The sequence below is a fragment of the Pseudomonas sp. NPDC087598 genome (assembly GCF_044743525.1).
Classification (GTDB): Bacteria; Pseudomonadota; Gammaproteobacteria; order Pseudomonadales; family Pseudomonadaceae; genus Aquipseudomonas.
In genome coordinates this window covers 126,109-152,146 of sequence record NZ_JBIUWQ010000001.1, presented here as the reverse complement: position 1 = coordinate 152,146, position 26,038 = coordinate 126,109, and the positions used below count along the sequence as shown (strand labels likewise).

At 58.1% G+C, this 26,038-nt stretch carries 19 protein-coding genes; 5 read left to right on the top strand and 14 right to left on the bottom strand.

Going from position 1 to position 26,038, the window contains the following annotated elements:
- Window positions 1–54: 54 nt before the first annotated feature.
- The 9 genes from ACIOWE_RS00660 to ACIOWE_RS00620 form a co-directional block, all read right to left on the bottom strand.
- Entirely contained in the window at window positions 55–1,422 is a 1,368-nt protein-coding gene (locus ACIOWE_RS00660) for a TolC family outer membrane protein (RefSeq protein ID WP_401386014.1), read from the bottom strand.
- Window positions 1,423–1,424: 2 nt separating this feature from the next.
- Window positions 1,425–2,774, bottom strand: a complete 1,350-nt coding sequence (locus ACIOWE_RS00655; RefSeq protein WP_401386011.1) for an HlyD family type I secretion periplasmic adaptor subunit — start codon at window positions 2,772–2,774, stop codon at window positions 1,425–1,427.
- Window positions 2,771–4,549 (bottom strand): type I secretion system permease/ATPase, encoded by a 1,779-nt coding sequence (locus ACIOWE_RS00650; protein ID WP_401386008.1) that lies wholly within the window; start codon window positions 4,547–4,549, stop codon window positions 2,771–2,773. Before ACIOWE_RS00650 ends, ACIOWE_RS00655 begins: the two co-directional genes overlap by 4 nt.
- Window positions 4,550–4,767: 218 nt before the next feature.
- Complete coding sequence (locus ACIOWE_RS00645; RefSeq protein WP_401386005.1) at window positions 4,768–5,181, bottom strand: AprI/Inh family metalloprotease inhibitor; 414 nt, start codon at window positions 5,179–5,181, stop codon at window positions 4,768–4,770.
- A 93-nt stretch (window positions 5,182–5,274) separates the two neighbouring features.
- Window positions 5,275–6,738, bottom strand: coding sequence for a serralysin family metalloprotease (locus ACIOWE_RS00640; RefSeq protein ID WP_401386002.1), 1,464 nt, complete (start codon window positions 6,736–6,738; stop codon window positions 5,275–5,277).
- A 462-nt stretch (window positions 6,739–7,200) separates the two neighbouring features.
- Window positions 7,201–8,286: a polyamine ABC transporter substrate-binding protein gene (locus ACIOWE_RS00635; RefSeq protein ID WP_401385999.1), complete on the bottom strand. Its 1,086-nt coding sequence runs from the start codon at window positions 8,284–8,286 to the stop codon at window positions 7,201–7,203.
- Window positions 8,287–8,340: 54 nt separating this feature from the next.
- Window positions 8,341–8,685 carry a cupin domain-containing protein gene (locus ACIOWE_RS00630; RefSeq protein ID WP_201238101.1) on the bottom strand — a complete coding sequence of 115 codons (345 nt, stop codon included), beginning with the start codon at window positions 8,683–8,685 and terminating at the stop codon, window positions 8,341–8,343.
- Window positions 8,686–8,715: 30 nt separating this feature from the next.
- Window positions 8,716–10,122, bottom strand: a complete 1,407-nt coding sequence (locus ACIOWE_RS00625) for an NAD(P)/FAD-dependent oxidoreductase (protein WP_401385996.1) — start codon at window positions 10,120–10,122, stop codon at window positions 8,716–8,718.
- A 52-nt stretch (window positions 10,123–10,174) separates the two neighbouring features.
- Window positions 10,175–10,990: a nuclear transport factor 2 family protein gene (locus tag ACIOWE_RS00620; RefSeq protein WP_201238099.1), complete on the bottom strand. Its 816-nt coding sequence runs from the start codon at window positions 10,988–10,990 to the stop codon at window positions 10,175–10,177.
- A gap of 263 nt (window positions 10,991–11,253) precedes the next feature.
- Between ACIOWE_RS00620 and ACIOWE_RS00615 the strand changes: the two genes are divergently transcribed.
- Window positions 11,254–11,526 carry a DUF1652 domain-containing protein gene (locus tag ACIOWE_RS00615; RefSeq protein ID WP_034154176.1) on the top strand — a complete coding sequence of 91 codons (273 nt, stop codon included), beginning with the start codon at window positions 11,254–11,256 and terminating at the stop codon, window positions 11,524–11,526.
- Between the two features lie 53 nt (window positions 11,527–11,579).
- On the opposite strand, the gene ACIOWE_RS00610 is transcribed toward ACIOWE_RS00615, so the two are convergent.
- Window positions 11,580–14,054, bottom strand: coding sequence for a UvrD-helicase domain-containing protein (locus ACIOWE_RS00610; protein WP_401385993.1), 2,475 nt, complete (start codon window positions 14,052–14,054; stop codon window positions 11,580–11,582).
- A gap of 278 nt (window positions 14,055–14,332) precedes the next feature.
- On the opposite strand from ACIOWE_RS00610, the gene ACIOWE_RS00605 reads away from it, so the two are divergent.
- On the top strand, window positions 14,333–15,028 hold the full coding sequence (locus tag ACIOWE_RS00605) for a pirin family protein (protein ID WP_401385990.1): 696 nt from the start codon (window positions 14,333–14,335) through the stop codon (window positions 15,026–15,028).
- A gap of 74 nt (window positions 15,029–15,102) precedes the next feature.
- Here the strand turns inward: ACIOWE_RS00605 and pgm are convergent, their stop codons facing one another.
- The 4 genes from pgm to ACIOWE_RS00585 all read right to left on the bottom strand — a co-directional run bounded on the left by pgm (window position 15,103) and on the right by ACIOWE_RS00585 (window position 21,345).
- Window positions 15,103–16,749 (bottom strand): phosphoglucomutase (alpha-D-glucose-1,6-bisphosphate-dependent), encoded by a 1,647-nt coding sequence (pgm, locus tag ACIOWE_RS00600; RefSeq protein WP_401385987.1) that lies wholly within the window; start codon window positions 16,747–16,749, stop codon window positions 15,103–15,105.
- 105 nt (window positions 16,750–16,854) lie between these two features.
- Entirely contained in the window at window positions 16,855–18,255 is a 1,401-nt protein-coding gene (locus ACIOWE_RS00595) for a PLP-dependent aminotransferase family protein (protein ID WP_401385984.1), read from the bottom strand.
- A 49-nt stretch (window positions 18,256–18,304) separates the two neighbouring features.
- A complete protein-coding gene (locus ACIOWE_RS00590) occupies window positions 18,305–19,771 on the bottom strand; it encodes a hypothetical protein (protein ID WP_401385982.1) in 1,467 nt (488 codons plus the stop codon).
- Window positions 19,772–20,322: 551 nt separating this feature from the next.
- The gene (locus ACIOWE_RS00585) at window positions 20,323–21,345 is read right to left on the bottom strand and encodes a zinc-dependent alcohol dehydrogenase family protein (protein ID WP_201238093.1); all 1,023 of its coding nucleotides are present in this window, start codon (window positions 21,343–21,345) and stop codon (window positions 20,323–20,325) included.
- A gap of 270 nt (window positions 21,346–21,615) precedes the next feature.
- On the opposite strand from ACIOWE_RS00585, the gene ACIOWE_RS00580 reads away from it, so the two are divergent.
- From ACIOWE_RS00580 to mexE, 3 genes are all read left to right on the top strand, one after another.
- On the top strand, window positions 21,616–22,530 hold the full coding sequence (locus tag ACIOWE_RS00580) for a LysR family transcriptional regulator (RefSeq protein ID WP_242489501.1): 915 nt from the start codon (window positions 21,616–21,618) through the stop codon (window positions 22,528–22,530).
- Window positions 22,531–22,762: 232 nt separating this feature from the next.
- Window positions 22,763–24,502, top strand: coding sequence for a dipeptidase (locus ACIOWE_RS00575; protein WP_401385978.1), 1,740 nt, complete (start codon window positions 22,763–22,765; stop codon window positions 24,500–24,502).
- Between the two features lie 273 nt (window positions 24,503–24,775).
- Complete coding sequence (gene mexE, locus ACIOWE_RS00570) at window positions 24,776–26,029, top strand: multidrug efflux RND transporter periplasmic adaptor subunit MexE (protein ID WP_201238089.1); 1,254 nt, start codon at window positions 24,776–24,778, stop codon at window positions 26,027–26,029.
- Window positions 26,030–26,038: the final 9 nt, after the last annotated feature.

Here is a 26,038-nt window from a genome sequence, read left to right as displayed (position 1 = left end):
CCCGCTTCATGTAGGAGCTGCCGAAGGCTGCGATCTTTTGATCCTGACCTCTGGTCAGCGGGTTTTCGGGCCTTGGCCGAAGGCCTCATCCACCCGCGCCAGATCCTGTTCATTCAGGGTCCCGGCGTAGTAATGCAATTTCGTCCATGCCATCAGATAGTCGTACCGCGCCTGCGCCAGATCGCGGCGGGTGGTGAACAGTTGTTGTTCGGCGTTCAACGCGTCGAGGTTGGTCCGTTCACCGCCGAGGATGCTTTGCTTGGTCGACACCACCAGCGCTTCCGCCGAGGTCAGCGCTTTCTGGTAAGCGCGCAGTTTGTTGACACCGGACAGGCAGGCGCTGAACTGGCGACGCAGTTCTATCAGCGTCTCGCGGGTCTTGCCGTCCAGTTCATATTCAGCCTGTTCCATGGTGCGGCTGGCTTGCCGAGTCGACGCAGACACCCCGCCGCCGGCATACAACGGCACGCTCACTTCGAGGCCGATGGTGTTGGTTTCGTAACGCTGGTTGTAGGTGTTGCCGCTTTCCGATTCGTTCTGGCGCATCGAGGCATAGGCGTTGACCTTCGGCAGATGCCCGGCACGGTTGCGCTCGACTTCGTAACGAGCCACTTCCACGGCCTGGCGTTGCGAAGCCAGATTGGGGTTATTGCTGATCGCCATTTCGTGCCAGGTGTCGTAATTGGCCGGCATCAGTGCGAAGGTCTGGAAGTTCTGAGCCAGCGGCGCCAGATCAGCGATATCCACCGCCGGCACACCGACCAGCGCACCCAATTCACGCAGCGCCGCGTCTTGTTCGTTGCGCGCTTCGATCTCCTCGGCCGTCGCCAGCTCATAGCGCGATTCGGCTTCAAGGATATCGGTGCGCGTGCCCTCGCCTTGCTTGAACATGTGCTCGTTCTGCTGGAACTGCTGCTCGTAGGCCTTCTTCTTCGCCTGGGCGATGTCGATCTGGTCCTGGGCAAACAAGGCTTTGGTGTAGTTGTCGAGCACCCGCACCAGCAGTTCCTGGCTCTTGCCGCGAAAGTTTTCGTCGGCGAACAACGACTGCGCGACACCCTTGCGATACGCCGCATAGGCTTCGTAATCGAGCAGCGGTTGTTGCAGGGTCAGCGCCGAGCCGTAACTGCTGTAGTTGCGGTCTTCAGTCCGATTGCGGGCGCGGTCATCGAGGGACGTCGCCTTCGAGGTGTTGCGGCCCTTGTTGTAGGTGTAACCGATTCGCGGCAACAACCCGGCGCGACCGATGGCGCGGTTTTCCAGGCCAGCGTCGCGCTCCTTGATCGCCCCGAGGAACACCGGGTCATTGCGCAACGCCTGTTCGTAAATCTCGAACGGCCCCATGGCCGCCACTGCCGAGTGACTCGCGAGCAGCATCAATGCCGCCCCGAGCATGGAAAGCTTATTCATACAGCCGGACATCCTTATTCTTCGGTCAACGCAGAGCCGGCCCGGTCGAGCAGCGGTTTGAACAGATAGTTGAGGAGTGAACGTTCGCCAGTGCGCACGAACATTTCTGCCGGCATGCCGGGCTTGATCACCAGACCGTTGAGTTTTTCCATGGCCTGGTCGCTGACGCTGCTGCGCAACACGTAGTACGGCACGCCGGTTTTTTCGTCGACCATCTGGTCGGCGGAAATCAGGCTGACTTCACCCGGTACACGCGGGGTTTTGCTCTGGTTGAACGCGGTAAACAGGATGTCCACCGGCAAGTGCGGACCGACCTTGTCGATCAGATTGATCGGCAAGTGCCCTTCGACTTCCAGGGTGGTGCCTTGCGGAACAATCTCCAGCAGGGTTTCGCCCTGACGGACCACGGCACCTTCGGTGTGCACGCCGAGGTTGACCGCCACACCGTCAGCGGTGGCGACGATCTCGCTGTGTTGCAGGTCGAAACCGGCGGAGGTCAGTTGTTCGGACAGGGTGACGCTCTTCAACTGCGCGTCGGCCAGTTGCGTGCGCACTTCCTTCTGATATTCCTCGCCGTGTTGTTGCAGCTTCAGGCGCGACTCAAGAATGCCCTGCTCGACACGACCGCTTTCACCGGTGTTTTCCGCCAGTTGCTGCTGCACTTGCGAGAGTTGGCGCTGATATTCCATCAAGCGGTTGCGCGGGATGTAGCCGTTGTCGGCCAGCGGTTGCAGGTTGCTCAACTGTTGTTGCAACGAGTCCGCCTGAGCATTGAGGTCGGTGCGTGCACGGCGCATGCCGGCCAGTTGCGCGGTGGCGCCTTCGATGCTGGCGCGCAACCCGGCCTGCTCGCGGTAATACGCTTCGCGGCGGCTACTGAACAACTGCCGCTGACCTTCCAGCACCAGCGCCAGACGCGGGTCCGGGTCATTGCTCAACTCGGCGGGAAAGGTCACTTGCTTGAGGTTGTCGCGCTCGGCCTGCCAGCGCGCCAGGCTCGCCCACGCCATGCGGTACTGCGCTTGCAGCGACTGCACATCGGCGGCAACTTGCGTCTGATCGAGTCGGAACAGTGGCTGGCCCTGCTTCACGATCTCGCCTTCGCGCACCAGAATCCGGCTGACCACACCGCTGCTCATCGACTGCACGGCTTTACGTTTGCCCGAGACCACCACGGTGCCCTGCACCGGAATGCCCTGATCGAGCGGCGCCAATGCCGCCCAGGTGAAGAAACTGCCGGCGCCGACAATCGCCAGAATCCAGCCCATGCGGGCGAAAAATTTCGCATCGCGCTCTGGGCGTTCGGTGACGTACGCGTGTTCCATGCTCGCTTCGTTTTCAGTGTTCATGCTTGCGCTGGTCATACACCCGAATTCCTTGTCGTGGGCTGGTACTGCCGGCTCATGCTGAGCCCACCCGGTGCTTGCGCAGGTTTCTCGCGTTGCTGCTCATTGGCGGCGCCGGACAGCGCCTTGAGCACGTCCTGACTGGCGCCGAAGGCTTGCAGACGACCGTCGTTGAGCACCAGCAATTTATCCGCCTGGGCCAGCACCGAAGAACGGTGCGTCACCAGCACCACCGTGGTGCCCTGGGCCTTGAGCTGCGCGATGGCGCTGGCCAATGCCGCTTCGCCGACGGTGTCGAGGTTGGAGTTGGGTTCATCCAGCACCACCAGACTTGGCGTGCCGTACATGGCGCGGGCCAGTGCCACGCGCTGCTTCTGGCCACCGGACAAGCCGCTGCCGTCCTCGCCCAATTGCGTGTCGTAACCTTGCGGCAGGCGCAGGATCATTTCGTGGACGCCGGCCTGTTGCGCGGCGGCAACGACTTTCTGCGGATCGGCCTCGCTGAAACGCGCGATGTTCTCGGCGATGCTGCCGCTGAACAGCTCGATGTCTTGCGGCAGGTAGCCAATGTACGGGCCGAGCTGATCGCGATTCCAGCGATGAATATCGGCGCCATCCAGACGCACGGTGCCGCCAAGGGTTGGCCACACGCCGACCAACACGCGAGCCAGCGTCGACTTGCCGGAACCGGAAGCACCGAGTACGCCCAGCACTTCACCGGCGCCCAGGTTGAAATTGACCATGTGCAAGGTTGCCGCGCGTTGCCCCGGTGGGCCGGCGCTGACCTGTTCAAAGGTGATCTGGCCTTTCGGCGCCGGCAGCGCCATGGCGTCATCGCTCGGCGGGAAAGCTTGCAGCAGCGCGTCGAGACGACGGTAAGCCAGTTTCGCCCCGCTCCACTGTTTCCATACGGCAATCAACTGATCGATCGGGCTCAACACCCGGCCCATCAGGATCGAACCGGCGATCATCATCCCGGCGGTCATGTCGCCCTTGATCACCAGCAATGCACCGAGCCCCAGCACCAGCGATTGCAGGCACAGGCGCAGGGTTTTGCTCAGCGAGCTGATTACCGCACCAGTGTCACTGGCCTGATTCTGCAGGCCAAGAAAGCGCGAATGTACCTGGAACCAGCGTTTGCGCAACGAACCGAGCATGCCCATCGCCTGAATGGTTTCGGCGTTGTGCAGGTGGCTGGTGGCCAACTGGCTGGACTTCTGCGAGAAACCGGCGGCTTCGCCCAGCGGCTTCTTGGTCATGTATTCGTTGAGGCAGGCCAAGGCAATCAGCAACAGCGCACCCGCCGTCGCCAGCACGCCAAGCCAGACGTTGAACAGATAGATCACGAACAGATACACCGGGAACCACGGCGCATCGAAAAACGCGAACAGCGCGGGACCGGTGACGAATTGGCGAATGTGGGTCAAGTCGCCCAGCGATTGCCCGGCGTTACCCTCGCCCTTGAACAGGTTACGTTCGAATGCTGCCTGATAGACCCGCAGGTTGAAACGGCGCTCCAGTTGGCTACCGATCCGGATCACGATGAAGCTGCGCACCACCTCCAGCAGGCCGATAAAGGCGAAGAAACCGACGACCATCAGCGACAACATCGCCAGGGTGGTTTCGTTCTGCGAGGACAGTACCCGGTCGTAGACTTGCAGCATATAAATCGACGGCACCAGCATCAGCACGTTTATCAGTGCAGTAAAGCAACCGACGCTGATCAGAATGCTTTTATAGTCAGCCAAGGCCTTGAATAAGGGAGCGGTGGCTGGGGCCTTCGCCATCTTCATTGATTCTTCCTGAAAAATATCTCTCGTCGATCTTTGACGAGACTTCAAATGAGTTATCCGAGCAATGCCGGAATTTGCTTTTTTTGTGGGCGCTTACAAATTCATAACAACTTTCGCGATTTAATGCGGTGCAGTTGTTATCGAGAAAGCTGCTTATAACCACACAGCGCTACCTTATATAAGCCTTGTCGGCTACTTGATAATTACGACTATGGCGCCTAACGCTCCAAAGTAATGACCAGGCCCGACTTCAAAGTAGCAAGGTAATGCTCGTCACGCTGTCGGCTGAAGAACAGGATTCTTGAGCCGTCTTTGCCGGTGATGGAAATACCGTCCGGTTCGGGAAACCAGCCGATAGGCGTTTCTTCGAGCCAGGCTGCAAGGCAATCGGCACCCTTCCCGACAGTCTGGTTCAGCGCCAGCTCTACAGCGCAGGTATTGGATGGTTTGTCCTGCAGCTTTTGCGCTTCAATGGTGTCTTCGCGAGTGTTCAGCGTCGCCCGCCATTGACCGGCAAATACCGAGGGTTCTTCGAGTCTGAGGCTGCTTGCCATGCTTGCTTCTCCGGTAACCATCATCAGCGTCGCCATCAGCCACGCCAGCGTCTTGTAGGTAAAAACGTTTCGACTCATAGGAAATTTCACTCCGGCGCGTAGCCTTGCCCACCGGGCCTAACGATGCAAGCGAAGAAAGCGGCGCATCACGCGCCGCCCTCCTGTTTCACATCAAGCCACGATGTCGCTGGTCGCTGCCTGGCCAACGGTGCTGACCTGGAAGTCGGCCACGCCATGCCCGGAGAAGTCCACCGAGAGCAGGCTATTGCCGCCCGACGACGTCAGCACTGCATCACCGGCTGCACCGGTGAAGGCGTTGACGAAGTGCAGGCCGGCGCCTTTGGTGATGCCGGTCAGATCGATTTTGTCCAGACCGCTGACGAAATCGAGGATCTGATCGATCGCACCCGGCTTGGAGTCCGAACTGGCTGCGAACACAAAGGTGTCCGAACCCGCACCGCCCCAAAGCTTGTCGGCACCGCCAGCCCCGTAGAGGATGTCGTTGCCGGCACCGCCCTTCAGTTCGTTGGCCACGCTGTTGCCGATCAGCAGGTCGTTGCCCGAACCGCCGATAGCGTTCTCGATGATCGCGCCCTTGGCGATGGACACGTTGCCCACCAGGCCGCCAACGTCGGAGAACGAGGCGTCATTGAGGTTGATCTTCTGGTTCTGGGTGAAACCCGAGAAGTCCAGAGTGTCCTTGCCGCCCGCATCCCACACCGAGAACACCACTTTGTCACTCGACGACGAAGCGCTGAGGAAATCACGACCGGTGTTGGAGTTGAAACCGTAGGTGGTGTCACCGGTACGGGTGGTGGTGTTGGCACCGTAAAGTTTCTGGATGGCTGCGATATCGTCCATCAGCGGGCCGGAGGAATACGCTTCCACACCGCCCTTGCTGAAGTTCTGGCTGGTATTGCTTTCGCTCCAGTAGCTCATGACGCTGTAGCCGCGGGTGTCTTGGCCGTAGGTCGCGTCATTGTAGGTCGGGTTGCCATTACCGGCGTTGTAGTCGCCAGGGTGAGCAAGGCCCAGGGTGTGGCCGATTTCGTGAGTCAGGGTCTGACGACCGTAGTTGTTCAGATCCGGCGTCTTGTTCGGCGTATAGCTGCTGTTGGTCAGGTACCACGAGGTGCCGTCATAACCGGCGCCAGTCCCTGGCAGATAAGCGAATGCCGCTGCACCGTCGACGCCGCCGCTGTAGTTGGCGAAGGTCATATGCGCGTCACCACCCGTAGCCTTCTCGGTGAAGGTCACGTTGGCCACATCGGCCCAGGATTGCATGGCGAGCTTGGCCTGGGCTTGTTGTTGCGCATTGAACTGGCTGAACCCGGTGATCCCGTGCTTGTTCATCGTGCTCGACGATGCCGAAGTCAGGAACGTATAGGTGAGTTCAATCTTGCCGCTGCCGTCCTTGTCCTGGTAGGCAGCGCCGTCGCGCAGCAACTGGGTTGCGGCTTGATCGACGGAGTAAGAAGGTTTGCCATTGACCGTGAGGTTGCCGCCACGATCGTACTGGTGGCTGAAGCTATTGATCTGGTTCCAGGCAGAGCTGGTTGCAGCCAGAGGTTGCGCCGCCGACAGCAGAAAAGCCTGTTCGGCGGTATCAATAGCATTAGCTTTAACTTTCGACATAAACACACTTCCTTGTTTAGCAATGGAACAGTTTTTGTCCGATAGCGACAACCCCTGGCGAGATTGTCCTATCACTCGCCCAATGAAGGCATCAGAAACCTGACACAATTTGAAATCTGACGTAAAGCATTTTTTTTAGATCAAATTGAACTGTTCCGGGAAACTCCCGTAAACAAAGCATGCGGGGTCGAAAGAATGTTTTAGATGGCGATTTCTCGCCTAATTGTCTGACGATTTTCTATTTAATTATTAAATATCGGTAAGTTGTTTTTTGTTAGATGCGTCTCACTTTTCTGCACTTTATTAGTGCGATGACATTGAATTGATATCAGCCATTAACCTGTCACCGAGAACAAATGTGGGAGCGAGCCTGCTCGCGAAAGCGCCGTGTCAATCAACATCAAGTTAACTGAAAAGACGCCTTCGCGAGCAGGCTCGCTCCCACAGGGAATTACATACAAATCAGCTTCCAGTGCGGATCTTGTTCCATACGCGCGTGCGAATCCGGTCAATATTCAGCGGCATCGCCTCCAGCGCGAACAACTTGCCCATCATCTCCGGGCTCGGGTAAACCTTGGTGTCGTTCTTGATCGCCGGGTCGATCAGGCTGTCGGCCTGTTCGTTGCCGTTGGCGTAGTGCACCGAGTTGCTGATGTCGGCCATCACGTCGGGGCGCAGCAGGTAGTTCATGAATGCGTAGCCGGCCTTCTCGTCTGGTGCGTCGTTAGGCATGGCAACCATGTCGAACCAGATCGCCGCACCTTCCTTGGGAATCGCATAACCGATTTCGATGCCGTTCTTCGCTTCTTTGGCGCGGCTCTCGGCTTGCAGGATGTCGCCGGAGAAACCCACGGCTACGCAGATATCGCCGTTGGCCAGATCACTGGTGTACTTCGAGGAATGGAAGTAGCTGACGTACGGCCGAACTTTCATCAGCAGCGCTTCGGCCTTCTTGTAGTCCTCGGGATTCTTGCTGTGGTGCGGCAGGCCCAGATAGTTGAGCGCCGCCGGGAGCAATTCCGGGCCGTTGTCGAGGATTGCCACGCCGCACTTCTGCAGTTTTTCCATGTATTCGGGTTTGAAGATCAGATCCCAGGAATCCACCGGTGCGTCGTCGCCCAGTACCGCTTTGATCTTGGCGACGTTGTAGCCGATGCCGGTGCTGCCCCACAGGTACGGGAAGCCGTGCTCGTTGCCCGGGTCATTGGTTTGCAGAGCCTTGAGCAACACCGGGTTGAGATTCTTCCAGTTCGGCAACTGACTCTTGTCGAGTTTTTTCAGCGCCCCGCCTTGAATCTGCCGGGCCATGAAATGGTTGGACGGGAACACCACGTCGTAACCGGAGTTGCCGGTCATCAACTTGCCGTCAAGGGTTTCGTTGCTGTCGTAGACGTCATAGGTGACGCCGATGCCGGTCTCTTTCTGAAAGTTCTTGGTGGTGTCCGGGGCAATGTAACTGGACCAGTTGTAGACCTTGACCGTCTCGGCGGCATGACTGATGGAGGCAGCCAGCAACAGCGGCGCCAAAGCGAGGGTTTTCTGGATCATGGGTCGATTCCTGTAGAGGCTATTGTTGTTGGCAGGCAATCAAAGGATCAAAAATCAGAAAATCAGTACGTAGGTCTTGCGCACGGTCTCGTGGATATCCCAGATACCGAGGGTGTTGGCCGGCAACATCAGTGCGTCGCCACCTTGTATGTGCAGGGTTTCACCGCCGTCGTCCGGGGTGAACGTGCAGCGCCCGGAGATGAAATGGCAAAACTCCTGAGCGGTGATCTGCCGGCGCCAACGACCGGGCGTGCATTCCCAGACGCCGGTTTCCACGCCGTCGTCGCGCTCGACACTGGTGGTCGAGGCAATGGCGACGGGTTCGCCGAGGGGCACGGCAACCGGGTTGGATTCGTCGAGTGTCAGCGTCGCGGTGTTTTTGAACTGGGTGATGCTCATGGCGTTACCTGTCTTTGAAATAAACAACGTTCAGTGCATGAAACCTTCCATGAAACCGGCCACCTGGCTGGCGAGCTTGCGCCGCCATGGCGCTGTCGCCGGATTAGCCAGGGTCTGGTCTTCATGGACGAAGCTTTTGATGATCGCGTTGTAACCGAGCCAGCGGCACGGCTCCGGCTCCCAGGCGCGCAGTGCGTGAATGCCACCGTCGGGCAGCACCCATGGCTGGTTAACCAATTCGCTGTCGCGCTCAAGAATCAGATCCGCCAGGGTGCGGCCGCCGAGGTTGCTGGCACCGACCCCCTCCCCGCCATAACCGCCGGACAACGCGATGCCGTTGGCACGGTCGCAGAGCATGTGCGGCTTGAAGTGCCGGGACATGCCGAGATTGCCGCCCCAGGCGTGAGTGATTTGCACGTTTTTCAGTTGCGGGAACAGTTCGCCGAACAGATAACGGCGTAGCTCGACCTCATCGCGGGTCAGGTCGAAGTTGTGGCGCAGCTTGCCGGCAAACTGATAACCGCCACGTGCACCGAAGATCAAACGGTTGTCGGCGCTGCGCTGGCCGTAGGTGACCTGGCGGCTGAATTCACTGAAAGCCTGGCCGCGACTGAGGCCGATCTCGTCCCAAGTGGCGGCGGACAATGGCTCGGTGGCGACGATCAGGCTTTGTACCGGCAACTGATAGCGGCCCAATGGCGGCAATGTCACCGAATAACCTTCCACGGCCGGGACGATCCAGCGACTGCGCACACTGGCCTTGGCCGTGCGCAAGCTACCCGACTGCCAGTGGGTGACCGGGCTGTTTTCGTAGATCTTCACACCCATGCCCTGCACGGTGCGCGCCAGACCACGCACCAGTTTGGCCGGGTGAATGGTCGCCACGTGCGGCGCATAAATGCCGCCGTATGGCTTGGCAACACGGATCTGCTGCGCCAGTTGCTCGGGGCTGAGCCAGCGGTAATCGTCGTCGGTCAGTCCTTGGGCGTGCAACTCCGCCAGGTAGCGGCGAAGACTGGCTTCCTGCTCCGGGTAACGCGCCGCGCAGTACAAGACCCCACCCTTGCGGTAGTCACAGGCAATGCCTTCGCGCTCGAGGACGACTTCCACTTCATCGGGGATGCTGTGCAGCAGGTCAAACGAAGCGCGGCGCTGTTCTGGAGACAAACCGGCGAGCAAACGGTCCTCGCCGAGCAGATTACCCATCAGCCAACCGCCGTTACGACCGGAGGCGCCGAACCCGGCGGTTTGCGCCTCGATGATGGCGATGTCCAGGCCCGGGGCAAGTTTCTTCAGGTAGTACGCCGTCCACAGCCCGGTGTAACCAGCGCCGATAATCGCCACATCGACGTCCAGATCCCGCTCAAGCTCGGGCCGCGCGGTCAGCGGCTCGTCGAGTTGATCCATCCATAAACTGATAGTGCGCCATGCTGGCATGCAAGACTCCGCCACTGAAAACCTTCGATGGCGTCGATCCTAGTGCGCCAGCTCAGGGGATGTCTTGCGCGCGTGTCCGCAAAGAAATTTGTTTGGCGTAAGCCTTCGGCGACTGCCCGGTGTGCTGACGAAAACAGCTGTAAAACGCCGACAGCGAGTTGAAACCGGCCGCGAAGGCCAACTCATCGATGCGCACAGGCGGCGTGGCCGCATCGAGGGACTTGAGCAAATGCTGCAGGCGCGCCTGATTGACGTAGCGATAGAAGCTTTGCCCCAGCACTTGATTAAGCAGGTAGGAAATCTGATTGCGGCTGTACCCGCACTCCTTCGCCACCCGTTGCAGATCGAGCTCGGGATCGAGATACGGTTGCTGCCGTTCGAAATATTGCTGCAGATCGTCGGCCATAAAGCTCAATTGACGGGGTGACAGCCCCAAACGACTGACTGCCGGGCGCTGACTGGCTTTCTCGTTGTCGCCACTTTGCGCGCGCACCAGCGAGGCGTATTCGTTGACTCGCCAGATCAGCCCGTCCTTGACGGTGATCGCCTCGCTGGAACGGAACGACACCAGCCCGTCACCACCGCGCAGCGTCACTTCGTATTGAATGAACGCGGTATTGCCATCCACGCGAATCCGGTCGCAATGCTCAAGCGCTTCGTCGGATTCCCTGGGCATGCTGACCCGCACGTACTCGCGCAACTCGTCGAGACCCAGCACGCGGTTCTGAAAGAAATCGTTGTACTGAATGTCCGGGTGATACAGCGCCATGACGCTGTCGAGGTCACGGTGTTTCCAGCTCAAGTGGTAGCGCATGACCGTGGCGGCCGTGGCCTGAGTCTGTTCTGGGCCGTCATCGTCGGCGTGCATAAAGGGCTCGGCGCAAAAGAATCGAGCTTGCCCAAGTTCGCCACGGGCAGCAATCACTAATCCATAGTGGCACTTTGGCGACAAAGACGTAGGCCGTGACTTACATCAAAAAATGCGAAGCAATCGCAAAACGAACTGAAAAATCTCACAGGAATTTCACATCCAGATGCTACTTTTAATGGCAGTCACTGGTTGAGCCAATGAAGGCTCTTCCCACCTAACGTGAGCAAAAGGAAGCGCTCGATGAAGAAGGCGGGCAACACATGAATAAAGGGTCAAGCAAAGTCACGTTCCCCAATGCATGCCAACTGATGCGCTGGCATTTTCATCCCATGGGTTTCGAAGCGACGATGGACGCACCGGGCAGCATGATCGCCCGCCTGTTTGATCGCGCCAGCGGCGAAACCATGATCGCCATCGCCGGCATCCCGTGCGCCACGGTGATGAATGCGGCGGACGTCGAGCGAATTATCGAGGCTGTGGAGGATGAGCTGGAAGCATTCATTCCTCCAGAGTCTCTCAGGAGTTACGCATAACCTTTTGATTTACAACAAAAAAGCCCGCAGCGATGCGGGCTTTTTTTTGTGGCTCATGCCATTTTCTTTTCGGGCCGGTGATCGGCGAAGAACGGCTTGCCCTTTGTCACCCGATCAGACGCACGGGGCATGTTCACCGCCTGAACCTCCTGCGGCTCGACGTACCAGTAACAGTGGCTGACTGCACGAGTGATGCCGACGTAAGCGAGGCGCAAAATTTCGTCCTTCTGCGCGCTGTCATACGGCTCGCTGTCGCCACTTTTACCCAACCCGGCCATGCGGTAGACCTGATTCTTGTACGGTGAACTGGTCAGATGCTGACAGTCACCAAGAAGAAACACCGCGTCAGCCTGCAAGCCCTTGGCGCTGTGATAGGTCAGTTGTTTGATGCGCCTGGCTTCGTACGGCAAGCTCGAATCAACATTAACTACCGACTGAATATGCTCCTCAATCAATGACTTATCGCTGCTTTTTCGATAAAGCATCAAGATTGAATGGCCTTGCCGATAGTGTTCGGCGAGCCGTAGCCCCAAGGCCTGGTCGTCGCGCTCCAGCACATTGACGGGCTGTAACGGCTTCGGGTCGCCGCAGGCCTTGGCCTTCTTCCCCGGGATCGCCGGCGCTGCCCGCACGATGTGCTCGGCCGCGTCGATGATGTGTTGATGACTGCGGTAGTTGTCGCTGAGCATGACCCGAGTGGTGCTCGGCGACGGGAATTCCTTGGTGAACTCCATGAAGTAACTCGGCGAACTGCCGCGCCAGCCGTAAATCGACTGCCAGTCATCGCCCACGCACAGCAGCGACGAACGCTGCGCACCCCGGCCGACATGCATGGCCGGCCCACGACTACGGATTTCGCTGAGACTGGCGCGAATCCACGAGACGATCTGTGGCGACACATCCTGAAATTCATCGATCATCAGGTGCGACATCGGTCGCAGCAGCTCATCGCTGAGCAGCTTGAGATTTTCCGGCGAATGCTCGCTGAACAGCGCAAACATGCGGTTGTAGGTCATGACCGGCGGTTTCTGATCGAGCAAATGATCTTCCAGTGCGCGCCAGAACAGACTCAATGCCTCGAAGAAAAACCGGTCCGGGTCATCCTTGGCGAAACTCATGCGGCCGACGGCGTCTGGCACGTCCAGCCCCAGGTTCTCGATGAAGCCTGCCGCAGCAACAAAACAGTCGAGCAATGGCGCTGAAGCCAGCTCGCCTTTGACTTTGTAATCGAAGCCGGGGCCAGCGCTTGCATCACCCGCCAAAGCAGTCAGAACGCGCTTTGATGATTCGTAACTATCTATCCAGATCAATGGCTTACGACAGAAAGCTTGAAACAGGGTGCGCTTTACTGCCCACTCTGCGCGCACGGAAAGCTTGGCATTGGGCCGGTTGAGTTGCGGGTTTTCTCGCGGATCGAAACCAAGCACCACCCAGGCATCGAGGCTGGGAATGTAGCCATGACCGTGGAATTTCGCGCCATTGATCTCGAAAGTCTGGCGATTCGGTTCGATGCCCTTGATCGGCCAGGCACCGGCACGAAACCACTGATCTTCGATGACATCGCAAAGTTCTTCGTCGCGCTTGGCCGCCAGTTCGGTAACGGCCATGCGCTTTTGCACATCCGGGTGATCGCGTTCCAGCTCCTTGAGCTGCAACCCCACTTTGGCCATTGGCTGAATCAACTGGCGAAAGCGCTCGTCCTGAGTGAATAACCGGTGATAACAGGCATTGAGCTGCTGGCGTTGCGCATCATTAATGCGCAGGTCGAACGGATTACTGTCGACCTCCTCATCAGCACCCTGCGCGCGATGGCTGAGGTTCTCGAATGCCTGCAAACGCTCGAAGCCCGGCAGGCTGCGGACCATTGGCAAAATGCGCGAGTGAAAGGTTCGCACCAGTTCCCGCGCCTGTTTCAAGCTCAGCGCATGGCCCCAGAGCGCGAACAGCTCGATCAGTTTATTGATGAAATCCTTGCGCGACTCGCGGGTGAATGTCACCACGGTCATCGAATCGAGCTCAAAGCCCAGATAATGGCTCAGCAACAGAATTCGCAACACCAGCGTGGTCGACTTGCCCGCTCCGGCGCCGGCGACCACGGAGGTTGAGGGTGTCTCGCTGAAAATCATCTTCCACTGCGCAGCGCTCGGCTGAGCCTGCGCGGGCAGCAAACGGGCGACATCGGTTTTGATGCGTTTCTTCAGTTCAGGCGTCAGCGGCAGACGCCAGTCATCGAACAAGTGATTATCGATGCTCGGCGGACGATGCTCGGTGCTGCGGCTGTCGCGTATCAACAAGACCTGTCGGCCTTCCTCCAGACCTTCGAGCTTGCCCTCGTTATAGCCGTACTCAACGCCTGCCGTGTGCCCACTGCGAAAACCGTCAGCCTGACCATGCAGCCAGGAGGCGCGATGCTGAGCGCGCAAGCGAGTCAAACCGTGGCCGAAGAAGCGTGCGGCCAGGCGCTTGAACCATGGCATCTCGGCCAATGGACGAAGTTCGGGAGGAAGATCGGGGGTGTGTTGCGCCACGCTGACGGGCTCCAGTGTGTAAGGCTGTTGAGGGCTATGGTGTCTGTATTTACCGTCGAGTTCTAGCGAAATGCTTACAGGTCATTGGTTTAGGCGATGAATTGAAGGTGGGATGAGATCGTTTCGACGTGAAATCCAATCAAGTTATTCGATACCGATACCGCAGTTTTTACGCTTTTTATCGATGATCGCCTGATAGATGATCGCCGTCATACACCACCGGACTTGCGCCAGATGCGGCCATCGCATCCCGCGACGAGCCTTTTCAGGAGACGATCATGCTTGAACTCAGACCTTTCAGCTCGCTGGGCGGCGCCCATCATGGCTGGTTGGATGCCCATCACCATTTTTCGTTCGCCGAGTACTACGATCCGCAACGCATGAACTGGGGCAACCTGCGGGTTTGGAATGATGATGTGATTGCTGCCGGTACCGGTTTCCCGCAACACCCGCATCGCGACATGGAAATCATCACGTATGTGCGTGAAGGTGCGATTACCCACCAGGACAACCTCGGCAACAAGGGCCGCACTGAAGCCGGCGACGTACAAGTGATGAGCGCCGGCACCGGCATTGCTCACAGCGAATACAACCTGGAAGCGCAGGACGCGAAGATTTTCCAGATCTGGATTCTGCCGACCGAAACCGGTGCCCCGCCATCGTGGGGTGCGAAACCGTTTCCGAAAGGTCAGCGCGAAGGTTTTGTGACCCTCGCCAGCGGCAAGGACGGCGACGACCAGAGCCTGCGCATTCGCGCCGATGCACGCTTGGTTGCGGCGAATATCAAGGCTGGAGAAACCGCCGAATATCATCTGGATGCGGGCCGTCGTGCGTATCTGGTGCCGGCCACAGGTGTGATTGAAGTCAACGGGCTGCGTGCACAAGCTCGAGACGGTGTGGCGATTGCACATGAGCAGGTGCTGACGGTCACCGCGATTGAAGACAGTGAGATTGTCTTGGTGGACCTCGCCTGATTGCATCAATGGCAGGCAAAAAAAGGGGCAACCGCAATGGTTGCCCCTTTTTTATGGCGCGTATTCGCTGAACATCATTTGCTGGCGATAGCACCATCCACCAGAGTCTGCGCTTCGGCCACCAGTTGCTTGAGGTGATCATCGCTGATGAAGCTTTCGGCGTAGATCTTGTAAATGTCTTCGGTGCCCGAAGGGCGTGCTGCAAACCAGCCGTTCTCGGTCATCACTTTCAGACCGCCAATCGCTTGGTCATTGCCTGGCGCGTGGCTGAGAATGCTCTGAATTTTCTCGCCCGCCAGTTCGGTCGAGGTGACTTGTGCCGGCGACAGCTTGCTCAGCAGCGCTTTCTGTTCCGGGTTGGCCTTGGCGTCAACGCGTACCGAGAACGGCTCGCCCAGTTCATCAGTCAGTGCGCGATAAGCCTGGCTCGGATCACGACCGGTGCGCGCAGTCATTTCAGCCGCGAGCAATGCCGGGATCAAACCGTCCTTGTCGGTGCTCCATACACCGCCATCCTTGCGCAGGAACGATGCACCAGCGCTTTCCTCGCCACCGAAACCCAACGAGCCGTCGAACAGACCGTCAGCAAACCATTTGAAACCGACCGGCACTTCATACAGGCGACGACCCAGACGCTTGGCAACGCGGTCGATCAAGCCACTGCTGACCACGGTTTTACCCACGGCTGCATCGGCACGCCACTGCGGGCGGTTCTGGAACAGGTAGTCGATAGAGACGGCCAGATAGTTGTTCGGCGCGAGCAAACCACCGGAGGGCGTGACGATGCCGTGGCGATCATGATCCGGGTCGCAGGCAAACGCGACGTCGAAACGCTCTCTCAGGCCGATCAAACCTTGCATTGCATGGCTGGACGATGGGTCCATGCGAATCTGACCATCCCAATCAACGGTCATGAAACGGAAAGTCGAATCGACTTCCTTGTTCACCACGTCCAGGTCCAGACGATAGTGCTCGGCGATGGCCGACCAGTAACGCACCCCTGCTCCGCCCAACGGGTCGACACCCAGATGCAGTTTGGCATCACGAATGGCATCGAAATCGATCACGTTGATCAGATCGGCAACGTAGGTATTAACGTAGTCGTGGCGATGAGTGGTGCTGGCCTTGAGCGCCTGTTCATAGCTGATGCGTTTCACACCGGCCAGTTTGTTGGCCAGCAGTTCGTTGGCCTTGGCTTCGATCCACTTGGTGATGTGGGTGTCGGCCGGGCCGCCATTGGTCGGGTTGTATTTGTAGCCACCACTTTGTGGCGGGTTGTGCGACGGCGTGATGACGATGCCATCGGCCAGGCCCGAAGTACGGCCACGGTTGTAGCAGAGAATGGCATGGGAAATGGCAGGAGTCGGCGTGTATTCATCACCTTCGGCGATCATCACGGTCACACCGTTGGCCGCGAGGACTTCCAGAGCACTGGCTCCGGCCGGTGTCGACAGCGCATGAGTGTCGATGCCAACGAACAACGGGCCGGTAATTCCCTGGGCTTCACGGTACAGGCAGATCGCCTGGCTGATCGCCAGAACGTGCCACTCATTGAAACTCAAGTCGAAGGAACTGCCGCGATGACCGGAAGTGCCGAACGCCACGCGCTGCGTGGAAATGGAAGCGTCAGGCTGGCCGGTGTAATAAGCCGTTACCAGTCGCGGGATATCGACCAACAATTCTGCCGGTGCCGGTTTGCCCGCAAAAGGACTGAGAGTCATGCAAAACCTCTGAAATAGAGTGGTTCAGGAATAGAGCGCAGTTTACTGGCAGTTTGACCGCAGTGCGATGGGATCTATCCGGAACACTCCCGATGTTTTTTAACGTTAGTCATCGGGCGCCAGGCGCAATGCATCGCCCAACAACCCGACGACATCCGCCAGATCGTGCTCACCATGGGTCAGCGAGCTCAGTCGCAGATGGTGCTCATGCAGGCCCTGCAGACTGAACAACTCCCCAGGCGCAATCACGATTTGCTGCTGGAGCAGACGCTGAAACACGTTGCCCATGTTCACCGGTCGCAACGAGCGCACCCAGACAGTCGCCCCGCCCTGTGACTCGTCAATCGCCAACGCATCGCCCAGCCGCTCGCGCAATAACTGGATCAATTGCGTGCGCCGCTCCTTGAGCATTCGGCGTAGCACGGACAAGTGCTGATCCAGCCGACCGCCGCCCAGCAGCCTGGCAATTGCCTTCTGGCGGATCGGCGACAAGCGGAACGCGCGCAGCAGGAAATGCCGTTGCAACTCACTCCGCCAATGGTGCGACAGCACAAAACCGAAAGGCGCCTCCGTACCGACGAACTTCTCGAACGTGGAAAACACCAGCAAACGATCAGGATCAAGCCAGTCGCGCAAGCGATGGGATTCGTTGCCTTCATCGAGTTCGCTATAGCAGTCGTTTTCCAGCACCCAGGTGCCATGGCATCCGAGCAGATGCGCGATCGCCTGTCGATTGGCCCGCGACAGCGGGCTGCCCTGAGGCATGCTCAGCGCCGAAGACAACAGGATCAAGCGCACCGGCTCACTCTTGAGCAATGACTCCAGACGCTGGGGATCAATCACGCCCCCCGCCAACAGCGGCAGCTCGATAACACGCACTTCGGCAGCGTCCAGCAAACGCAGGATCACCCAGTCACACGGAGATTCGACCACCACGGTGGCCCGTCGCAGCTCAAGCACCGAGATCAATATTTCCAACACCCCGCGCAGATCCGCACCGATATAGACGTCATCGGCATGCCAGCAATTCACCGTTGACGAGGTATAACGCGCGGCCAGTACCGTACGCAGTTCCAGCTCGCCGCAAGGCTGCGCCAGTAGTTGCGGCTGGCGCGGATATTGGCGCAGCAGTTCGCGTTCAAGTGTCAGCAACGGGCTGTCCAACGGTTGCAGTGAGGCCGGGTCGTCGGCGCTCAATACACACATGCCGGGGCGCCTGGCGTTGACATACACGGTTTCAAGCAAGTCGCTGCCGCTACGGGGCGACTCCAGGGCAGACTGCGCTTGCGCGTAGTAACCGGACTTTGCTATCGAATAGACCCGACCTTCTTTTTCCAGTAGCGAATAGGCGTACTGGACGGTCGATATGGACACATTCAGTCGATCAGCCAATTGCCGCAATGAGGGCAAGCGTACTGCCGGACCGGCCCCCGATTCGTCGATCAGCAGTGTCAGATAGCGATACACCGCCTGATAAACGAAGTCGTTTTCCCGTGATGCTTTCACAAGTCCGCACCCGTGGGCATGGATTCATGCTCTGGCAAATGGCTCACGCTTAGCCTTCCGCCGATCGATCGACTGGCGCGCCAGTACCCGCCTCGCCTGGACTTGCAGTCTGCGATGCTGGCTCGCCGGGGGCGGGTATGCGGATCGGCCCCATGGCGTAAAGACGCACAATCAATTTGACCGGCAAGCCACTGACATCCGTCATCCATTTCAAAACCTGATCCGACGCATGCAGCCCCTGCATCGCCCGGTGCAGGTCCGGCATTGCCACCAACATGCCCGGATGACAATTGCGCAGAAATCTTTCAAGTCCGGCACCGGCATCGATAAACGGTGCAAACATCAGGCACACCAACTGGATCTCGTTGAGATCAAAGTTTTCCAACAGGCAGGCTTCCGCGTGCTGGCGCAGTTGATCGGGGTCCTGCAGATTGCCGAAACTGGCGAGCAATTGTTCGCAAACCGGCTCTGGCACCTGCTTGCGGCGCATCGTCAGCAAGCAGCTTTGAAGGTAATCGCTGATTCCGGCCTCATAGGTTCGGCCCTCGATGAAGCGCGCCTGCAAGCCTCGTAAATGGGCGACCACCAAAGGATCTGCGAACTCGTCGTCACCTTGATAAAGCGTCAGTTCATCTGCCTGAAATCCAAGAAAGTCACTGAGCAAGGGCCAGCGTTCTTCGAGTTTGCCGACAATCATGTCGTTGATGTTGATGAAGCCGGTGCGTCGACAGGCTTCGAATTGACCTTCGGGGCGCCACGCTACCCGCTCTTCGTCCGTATAGAACTCGCGGTAGTAATCCCCCCCAAGCCCGTCAAGCAGCGGAAACAGCGCTTCGTAGCCTGCGGTAGTCACCAACGGATCGGCAATGGCCGCTTTTTGTACGGCGCGACTCAAGCCATCAAGGAAATGAATCTGGCGGCTCGCGCATTCACTACCGATCATTGCATCGACGCCGTTGTCCCAGCGGGCGACCTGCCCGTAGAACTCGGCGGTGGCCAGATAGGCGTCATCCCACAATTCGAGCGCCTCGCTAAAGCTGCGACGATGACCAATGAGCAGGAGGTTGACCCGATTGGCTTCCCGCCCCTCGTCACAGACCGGCGCCTGATGGTCGAATGGCAGTACCTGACGATGATCCACCATCAGCAACTCGACACGGGGATCGTCGTAAAGGAACAGCGCGCCGTAGCTGCGGTGCATGTTCTGCAGTGCCATATGGCTGTTGCCGTTCCAGCGTAAATTGGCGACCCGCAATTGGAAGGTGGCGGGGGCACGCCCGGCGATGCTCAACTGCGCCGCCCGGAGCAGGGCCAGTGTGTAACAGCTGTCGCGTGAACCGGTCTGGATCACCATCACCTTGAAATGACCGATGTTCTCCATGCCGCCCGCCGCCACGGCCAATCGCTGGATCAACAACTGCAATGCCGTGCGTTCCGCGCGGGAGAAGAAACTCAGCAATCGCTGCAATACTTGCTGATAGACATAGTTCATTGCCTGATCATGGATCGTGCTCATCGGTATTTACCCGGTATAAAAAGTTTCATGACGCACAGACCAATATCTCGGCCGTACGGCAATTCATCAATAAGTAATAGACGCTCAAATGCTAACACTTACGAATCTGTAGTTATTTGAAACACTTGAGCTTTGAAAAGCCAAGTATTCACTGACAGACCGCCTCAAGCACCTGTAATTACTGAGATTTTTCTAAAATTTATTATTCCTAGGAAACTTCCCACAACGTCCCACGACAAGTGAGTACAAGAAAAAGAGAAGCAGTTTGCGAATAGCCCTACAACAATTAAACAGAAGTTTTCTCGACAAGCAGTTCCAGCCGCCTGATATTGCGCGGAACAAATTGAATGCACAGCCATGGCTCATTCCTTGAGATGAAAGTAATCATTCAATTATCAGGGCTTATATTGCGATTAGAAGATACAGATCGAGGGTAAAAACCAGTTCAGTTGCTGAACAGGCTCGGTTGCAGGCAGCGAGATCGGTTTTTCAGAGGGGGGATAAACACAGAAGAGTCCGTGGTGCCACGGACTCTGATGGAGGGGAGATTCTTATGCCGGTTCGACTTGCAGAGCCACCCGTTCGCGGCATGGGCATTCGTCCATGTAGCGATGCGCTTCGACGAACTCGTTGAACGGGAATACACGAGTCTTGAGCGGCACCAGCACACGATCAGCAGTCAACTGGTTGATGTCACGCAAGGCACGTTGCAGAGCGACGTGATCCTGGGTGATGCCCAGTTCCGGTTTGCCGGTGAAATTACCAATGCAGTGCACGAAGAACTGGATATTCTTCTGGAACGCTGCGCAGGCCGGGAACGGCGTCTGGTTGCCACCTTGCAGGCCGTACAACACCAGGCTGCCACGCGGCGCCAGCACATCGCCGAGCAGCGACATCTGCGGGCCACCGAGACCGTCGAAAACCACGTCGACACCACGGTTGTCGGTGATCTTGTTGATTCGCATCAACAGATCTTCCTCTTCGGTGACAATCACCTTCTCCGCGCCGAGAGACAGCAGGTATTCGCGCTCCTCCGCGTCCTTGGTCGCGGCAATCACCCGCACACCCATGGCCTTGCCCAGTTGGACAAAGGAAGGGCCGGCGCAGTGACTGGCATCAGTGACCAACGCAAACTGACCGGGTTTGACCCGCGCCAGATCGGCATAAGCGAAGTAGGCGATCAGCAGCGGTGTGTAATGCACACTGGCTTCGATCGGGCTGAGTATGTCCGGATACCGAGTCAGCGCGGTACGCGGCAGTACGATCGATTCGCCATAGACCGGATAGTCGTTTGGACTCTCGGCCGGAAAACTCGCGACCTTGTCACCCACGGACAAATCTTCGACATCGGCGCCGACCGCCGTGACCACACCGGCCATTTCATGGCCAAGGCCCGACGGCAGGCGTGCCTGGGACGAGGCCAGGTTCTGACGCCAGAGCGTGTCGTACCAGCTGATGCCGATCGCCTCGACACGCACCTGCACTTCGCCAGGACCTGGCTGAGCGGCCGCATGCTCTTCGCATTTGAGCACCTCGGCCGGACCAAACTTGTGAAAACGGATCGTGCGGGACATCGCAAACCTCGTCAAAGTAACCTCTAATGCCATGAACTCTATCTGGGCTTTTGACCCAAGACTATCAGTGGCTATTAATAGTCGACATGCCTGTCATTGATTCCGCAGTATGGGCGGCATGGGCAAAATCCATGAAAAAACTCTTGCCACCGTGTGAGTAAAGCTGAATTTTCCGGTGCAGAGTACCAGCCTTTCCCCGTAAGATTCATGCCGGCCATTGTTCTCATATGGCCGCCCTCGTCAAGCTTGATGACTCTGCCAGGACTCCAGATGAATCGTAATGACCTGCGTCGTGTCGACCTGAACCTGTTGATCGTATTCGAAACATTGATGCACGAACGCAGTGTGACCCGTGCCGCCGAGAAGCTTTTCCTCGGTCAGCCGGCAATCAGTGCAGCGCTCTCGCGTCTGCGTAGCCTGTTCGATGACCCCTTGTTCGTGCGCACCGGTCGGAGCATGGAACCGTCCGCCCGCGCGGTGGAAATCTTCGCCCTGCTCTCGCCTGCCCTCGACTCGATTTCGACCGCCGTCAGCCGTGCCGCAGAATTCGACCCGGCCACCAGCACCTCGGTGTTTCGCATCGGTTTGTCCGATGACGTCGAATTCGCCCTGCTGCCGATGCTGCTCAAACGCCTGCGCGCCGAATCACCGGGAATCGTCCTCGTGGTGCGCCGCGTCAACTACATCCTGATGCCAGGCCTTCTGGCTTCCGGCGAAATCTCGATCGGCGTCAGCTACACCACCGACCTGCCGGCCAATGCCAAGCGCAAAGTCTTGCGCCGCAGCCAGCCGAAACTGTTGCGCGCCGATACCGTGCCCGGCCCGCTAAGTCTTGATGACTACTGCGCGCGACCGCATGCACTGGTTTCATTCGCTGGCGATCTCAGTGGTTTCATTGATGAAGAACTGGAGAAACTCGGGCGCAAGCGGCACGTGGTACTGGCTGTGCCGCAGTTCAATGGATTGAGTACATTGCTCGCGGGCACCGATATCGTTGCGACTGTGCCGGATTACACGGCGGATGCGTTGACGGCTGCCGGAGGTGTCAGGGCGGAAGATCCGCCGCTGCCGACGCGTACGTTTGAGCTGCATATGGCTTGGCGTGGGTCGCAGGATAATGATCCGGGTGAGAGATGGTTGAGGTCACGGATTCAGATGTTTTTTGGGGATCCGGATAGTCTCTGACTGAATTGTGCACCGATGGGGAAGAACCTTCGATCGACGGAAAATTCTCCAATTAAAAAGCCCGGGCCTACGCCTCGGGCTTTTTCGTTTGTGCGCCGCTTTTGCATTTCTGTGCGACAGTTCCCCTTTCAGGACTCCCGCAACGCTCTGGCACGGTGTTAGTTTGTAAATGCATGTGTCTCAGCGTTGAGACACGCTTTACTCACTGTCCTGCAAAGGAATGCCCTTCATAATGAATTTCCCTTTCAAAAAACTGGCCGCAACGACCTTGATGCTGGCTGGACTAGCGGCTTTTACCGCGCCGGCTCAGGCCAACATTACCCCGCAGCAGAGCGCTGAAATCCTCAAAAGCTTCAAGGCCGAGTCGACCACGGATTTCCGTCAGTTCCTCGGTAGCCTGGCCAAGAGCGATCTGGCGAAAGCCGCCGACATTGGCTCGGCCATCAGCGCGTTCCTGGACAACAAGTCCCTGACCGCTGAACAGCAGAACGAGATCTACCGCCTGCTCGGTATTTACGCCCGCGTGAAATACAGCGCTGCAGCCACCGAGACCCTGCGTGAGCTGGTGGAGATTCCGACCTATCGCAAGGACGGCGTAGCCCAGCACGACAATCCGGAATTCATCAAGATCGGCGAAAAGATCAAGAGCCTGGCCGAGTCCTTCCATCTGAATTTCCGCAACATCGACAACCGCGTGTATGAGATTTCTCTCGAAGGTAGCGGCGATGAAGTTGTCGGCATTCATGCCCACGCCGACGTGGTGCCGGTGACGCCGGAGAACTGGGTGCTCAAGGATGGCACCCGCCTCGATCCATTCAAGATCACGCTGATCGGTGATCGCATGTACGGTCGTGGCACCGAGGATGACAAGAACGGCATCGTCGTCACGCTCTATGCGATGAAAGTCATCAAGGATGAAAAGCTGCCGCTGGCACGTAATTTCAAACTGTTGGTGGACACCACCGAAGAAACCACCGGCGATGCGATCCCCTACTACTTCGAACGTAATCCGACGCCCAACTACAACCTGGCACTGGATGGTGGCTACCCGGTAGTCATTGCCGAGAAAGGTTACGGCACGGTCATGGCCAACTTTGCCAAGCGCAAAGGTGAAGGCAAAGGCGCGGAAATCATCTCGATGACCGGCGGCCTGGCGACGAACCAGATTCCTTCGGTTTCAGTCGCCACCCTGATCACCGACAAACCGGCCGAACTGGCTGCCAGCCTGCAGAAGGCCGGCGACGAATTTGCCAAGCGTAATGGCGGTGATTTCCAGGTGAGCGCCAAGGTTGACGGTAAAGACGTCAAACTGACGGTGACGGGCGTATCCGCGCACTCCTCCGAACCCGAATCGGGGGTTAATCCGGTCGCGCGAATGCTGGTCTTTATTAATAGCCTTGATGGCAAGGTCGCCTTCAAGCACAACCACATCACCGATGCCGCGCGTTACGCCGCTGATAACTGGGGCCTGGATTATTTGGGCAACAAACTCGGTGTCGGTTTCTCCGACGCCTTCATGGGGCCGCTGACAACGTCGCTGACCTATGTCGGCATGGATGACAAAGCCTTCAAACTCGCGGTCAACCTGCGCGTGCCGAAGGGCAAGTCGCCAGAGAAACTCAAGGCGGAAATTGCTGAGAAACTGGCGTCGTGGAGCAAGAAGAGTCACGTTGCCGTCGCCTTCGACTATTCGATTGCCGAGCCGATGTACCGCAATCCTGAGGGTGAGTGGGTCAAAGCGCTTTTGGCAGTATCGACTGAAAACCTCGGCATGAAACACGAGTTCGGCACCTCCGCTGGCGCCACCTCCGTGCATGAATTGCCGAACGGCGTGCAGTTCGGTCTGGCCAAGCCGGATGTGAAATACACCGGCCACACCGACGGTGAATTCAAGACCGTGGAGCAATTCCAGCTGGATCTGCAGATCGTCACGGAAATGATCGGCCGCATCGGCCAGTTGCCGAAACTCTAAGACCTCTGTGGCGAGGGAGCTTGCTCCTTCGCCACAGTTTTTTAATCGTCACGTAATCCTCGCCGCTCAGCCTTGCTCCTGACTTTTGCACACGGAGCAACACAGAATTGCCCTCAAAGAGATTGATAGCCTCCTAACGAAAGGTGCATGCTAGAGGGCTCGCTCGGGTCTTATATCATTCCGAATGATAGTTACCTTTGCTTCATTCGATTCGTGCCATCACACCCCGCCGAGCATCATCCGCCCATCTTCAATACATTGGCGGATGCATCCATGGAACAGTCACTCAAACATTTGCGCTTCCCGTTGGCCATGTTGGCCGTACTGGTGATGAGCGCCTGCGGCAAGACTCCGGAGACTGCCGCCACCATGCCCGCTGCCAAAGTCAGCGTGGCCAAGGTGCTGGAACAACCGGTCAACGAGTGGGACGAATTCACCGGGCGCCTCGAAGCACCGGAAACCGTTGAAATCCGTCCACGGGTCTCCGGCCAGATCGACGATGTCGCCTTCACTGAAGGTGCACTGGTCAAGAAAGGCGACCTGCTGTTCCAGATCGACCCCCGTCCGTTCCAGGCTGAGGTTCGCCGCCTCGAAGCTCTGGTCGCCCAATCCCGCGCCAACGCCACCCGCAGTGAAAACGAAGCTGGTCGTGGCGAACGTTTGCGTGCCAGCAATGCGATCTCCGCCGAACTGGCTGACTCGCGCACCAGCGCTGCACAAGAAGCCCGCGCTGCCGTCGGTGCCCTGCAAGCGCAACTGGATCTGGCCAAACTGAACCTGAGCTTCACCCGCGTGACCGCGCCAATCAGCGGCCGCGTCAGTCGTGCCGAAATCACCGCCGGTAACCTGGTCACCGCCGATACCACGCCACTGACCAGCGTTGTTTCCACCGACAGGGTTTACGCCTACTTCGACGCCGACGAGCGTGTGTTCCTCAAATACACCCAACTGGCCCGTAACGGTCAGCGCGGCGCGACCACTCCGGTGTACATGGGCCTGTCCAACGAAGACGGCAACCCGCACCTCGGTCAGATGAACTTCGTCGACAACCAGGTCAATCCGAAAACCGGCACCATCCGTGGTCGCGCAGTGTTCGACAACAGCGACGGCACCTACACCCCGGGCCTGTATGCACGCCTGAAACTGGTCGGCAGCGGTACCTACAACGCCATGCTGATCAACGACGAAGCGGTCGGCACCGACCTCGGCAAGAAGTTCGTGCTGGTCATGGATGCGGACAACAAAACCGCTTACCGCGCCGTCGAACTCGGTCCGAAGATCGAAGGCCTGCGCATCGTCCGTACCGGCCTGAACAAGGACGACACGATCATCGTCAAGGGTCTGCAACGCGTTCGCCCTGGCTCACCGGTCACTCCTGAAGTGGTGCCGATGGCCAGCGAGCAAACCATCGCGGCACTCGCTCAACAACGTCAAGCGCTGGAAGCCAGCAACCTGCCCAAAGTCGCCCCTGCCAAAGGTGCGTCCGGTGCGGTTGTGAAGCTGGCTGCTACGACCCCACGCGGTTAAGGGACGACA